This window comes from Helicobacter sp., from assembly GCF_022511165.1.
In the GTDB taxonomy this organism is placed as follows: Bacteria; Campylobacterota; Campylobacteria; order Campylobacterales; family Helicobacteraceae; genus Helicobacter_C.
Genome location: NZ_JAFLSB010000073.1, coordinates 1 through 2,964, shown reverse-complemented (window position 1 = coordinate 2,964; position 2,964 = coordinate 1). Strand labels below are relative to the sequence as shown.

The window sequence follows — 2,964 nt, the reverse complement described above, 5'->3', positions numbered from 1 at the left end:
GGGGGGGGGGGATATGATACACACTTTGCTAATCAAAATATAAAGGAGTGAAATAAATGAAATATAAGGCGTTGATTGTAGGTGTGGCTTTGAGCGCACAGATATGTATGGGCAATCCTGTGTTTGCTGAATTATTTGGCGATTATGTATTTTATGAAGGATTCCCTGCTGGCACTTACCCTGATAAAAATGGCAACCCTCTTAATTACCGAGGTCGACCTCAAGGGCTTGTCAAAATAAATGAGGGGAGTAAAGATGAGGCTACTCTCTATGAAGGGAACTATAATGATGGAAAAAAAGAGGGGCTTTTTACGCTAAAAAGCACGGTGTATGAAGGGGTTGTTTTCAAAGAGGAAAATTACAAAGACAATCAGCTTAATGGAGAGAAGAAAGTGTGGAATTTTATACCTAAAGCTAATGCTACTGCCAAAGAGTATCATATCCTTGTCTCAAAATCTCTCCATCAGGCAGATGCCAAGCCCACAGAGCGCAAAAAATCGGATTTAAAATTCTCTTCTTGGGATAAAGTGGGAGAGAAAAGCACAATTCTTCGTGGTCCTGGTTGCTCCTCTATAGAGTTATATAAAACCGACTTCACACAGGGCAATGAGCATAGTTACGGCATTGGTATTAGACATAAAGCGGCAGATAAGTGGGGTTTCTTGCCTAAAGATTATGATTGCTCTAATCAATATGGATTTTTTGAAACACTTTTGGAGGCATTTGACAAAGGAGAGTTTAAGCCATTTGCAAATAGCTCCGACTACCAAGCAGAACTCCCTGTTTTTGAGAAAGATAGATACCCAATGTGGAGTGGTAGTAGTGTAAAAGCTTTTGATGAAAAAATTATTGAAACCATCAATGGTGCAACTTACACCCTTCGTGTCGAGACCGAGAGTAGAAATTTTGGGGATGATAGGTTTCTTAAACTAAACTTCCAAAAAAATGGCACTAGCATTGACCCTCGCGTCTATGACCAAGAAGCATTTAATACTTTGCTTCACAAAATGTATGATAAAGAAATGGTGCAATTTATCACCGAAAATCTTGAAAAACTATAAACTAAGGAGGAAAATATGTCTTATCGTGTGCGTTCATATAAAATGAAAGTAGATAAGGGCTTTGCGCCTAACTACTCTGGCGGGATTCTAACGCTCGCTACTTGCAAGCCCTACATTAGAGAAACAGCAAAGGTAGGTGAATGGCTCGCAGGCTGGAGCTCTAAAGCCCTAGATAATTCACAAGTAGGGGCAGAAAAGCTTATCTATCTAGCGAGAATCTCCAAAACCCTTACCTTTGCAGAGTATTGGGAGGCATACCCTCAAAAACGTCCAGATAACGATAAAAATGGAGATAATATCTATAAGCCCCTTGTCCCCAACCCTCAAAGCCCCGATGACTTTGAAGTAGAGCAAAATGACCACCACGATAAGAAAAATAAAGACTGCATTGGCTGCTTTTGCCACCCAGATGCTCAAAGTAATGATGAGGAAGAGGAGTGGAGCGATAAAAAGCACGATTTAAAATCATTTAAGGTGCTAGTGTGCGAAGAATTTTACTACTTTGGGGACTTTGGCAAGGGAGAAAAGGCACTAGCAATCCCTGCAAATTTGCGCCCTAATGTCCCCAAAAACACTTCGCGCTATGGGCATATCACAGCAGACACACCTAACGCACAGGACTTTGTGGAGTATGTAAAATCCCACAAATCCCAATGCACACTTTCACACCTATAAGGAGTAAATAATGAAAAAAATAATCACAAGTTTAAGCATTAGCATAATGATTTTTGCATTAAGTGGTTGTGGGAATTCAGGCTTTAAATGCGATAGCACAGAGAGTAAGAATCTGCTTGAGCAATACATCAAAGAACAAGCCAATGTTGTATTTAAAGCTCCAGAGAAGCTAAAGGAGATTCCCCTTGCCTTTAACAATATTCAATTAATGGAAACATCAAAAGATGAGCGCAAGCTTACCTGTGCAGCAACCGCACAAGCAGGCTCTAGGACGCTAGACTTGCAATATTATTTAGAACTTATAAAAAATGCCGATGGGACAGAAATGATAGCACTAAGACGCGTACAGCCTAAATAGCCTCTGTGCTAGAAATCGCCAAGCAAAAACACACAATCTTTGCGAGAGTATCTCTTAGCTCAAAGATATTTGCGCTAAGAGATAAAAAAGCAGGACTTTGTGCTATCACCTCTAGCACCTAATGCACTGCCTTTGTCTCTAGCCAATGGGGTAGATGTGTCTTTTGTCTCAAAGCTAGGGAGTAAGCCCCCCCTTGCTCCTCCATAACAACCACTCGCTCTAAAATCTCATAGGAGTAGTTTATTTTGGATTTAGGGTGCAATAAAACACAATTAAACCACAAGCTCCATAAGTGCGATATTCTCATACATATTACAATATAAAAAAATTCCACTGCTTTTGCATAAGCCCATAATAGCAAACCCTACAAAGTAGAGATAAGGTAGAGAGAAAGAATGTATATCAGCCTAAAACACCAACCACAAACAACACAAATATAAAAATAAGCCAAAAATTAAGTAGCAATACAAGTAAGTATAAAAAGCCATATAAAGTAAGTCATAATAAAAATAAGTGTAAGCCAAGAAGTAAAAAGAAGTTTCCCTATCCCTGCATCGACCTACATTCCCACACTTGAAAAGTGCAGTATCATCAGCGAAGAGGAGCTTAACTGCTAGGTTCGGAATGGAGCTAGGTGTTGCCTCCTCTCTATAGACACAAGGAAAAGGGAAATAAAGATAAGTCTGCTTTTAAAGGATTCTTACTTTTGCTTAAAATCTCATAGCAATTTTTCTCTTTAAAAAAAGCATTTAAGCGCAAATTTGCTTATAAAATAAGCTTAAAAAACCTAAAGCCTTAAAGCAATATTTTTAAGCTAAAGCCTTAACCTTAAGCTTCCTCTTAAAAAAGCTAGACTTTAAGCTACTTACT

General features: G+C 38.9%; 3 protein-coding genes and 1 rRNA gene. 3 read left to right on the top strand and 1 reads right to left on the bottom strand.

The annotated features are described in order from the left end of the window. Positions 1-56: 56 nt before the first annotated feature. Genes J1E28_RS07695 through J1E28_RS07685 form a run of 3 tightly spaced genes read left to right on the top strand, consistent with a single transcriptional unit; the run spans position 57 to position 2,094 of the window. Positions 57-1,061 (top strand): hypothetical protein, encoded by a 1,005-nt coding sequence (locus J1E28_RS07695; protein ID WP_291028446.1) that lies wholly within the window; start codon positions 57-59, stop codon positions 1,059-1,061. Positions 1,062-1,076: 15 nt separating this feature from the next. Beyond that, positions 1,077-1,736 carry a hypothetical protein gene (locus J1E28_RS07690; protein ID WP_291028443.1) on the top strand — a complete coding sequence of 220 codons (660 nt, stop codon included), beginning with the start codon at positions 1,077-1,079 and terminating at the stop codon, positions 1,734-1,736. 10 nt (positions 1,737-1,746) lie between these two features. Further along, positions 1,747-2,094, top strand: a complete 348-nt coding sequence (locus J1E28_RS07685) for a hypothetical protein (RefSeq protein WP_291028440.1) — start codon at positions 1,747-1,749, stop codon at positions 2,092-2,094. A 546-nt stretch (positions 2,095-2,640) separates the two neighbouring features. Here the strand turns inward: J1E28_RS07685 and rrf are convergent. Then, a 5S ribosomal RNA gene (gene rrf, locus J1E28_RS07680) occupies positions 2,641-2,756 on the bottom strand. Between the last annotated feature and the right edge of the window lie 208 nt (positions 2,757-2,964).

Excerpts from the sequence above, each read along its gene's own strand:
- J1E28_RS07695 (WP_291028446.1), top strand. The coding sequence starts at position 57 with ATGAAATATAAGGCGTTGATTGTAGGTGTGGCTTTGAGCGCACAGATA.
- J1E28_RS07690 (WP_291028443.1), top strand. The coding sequence starts at position 1,077 with ATGTCTTATCGTGTGCGTTCATATAAAATGAAAGTAGATAAGGGCTTT.
- J1E28_RS07685 (WP_291028440.1), top strand. The coding sequence starts at position 1,747 with ATGAAAAAAATAATCACAAGTTTAAGCATTAGCATAATGATTTTTGCA.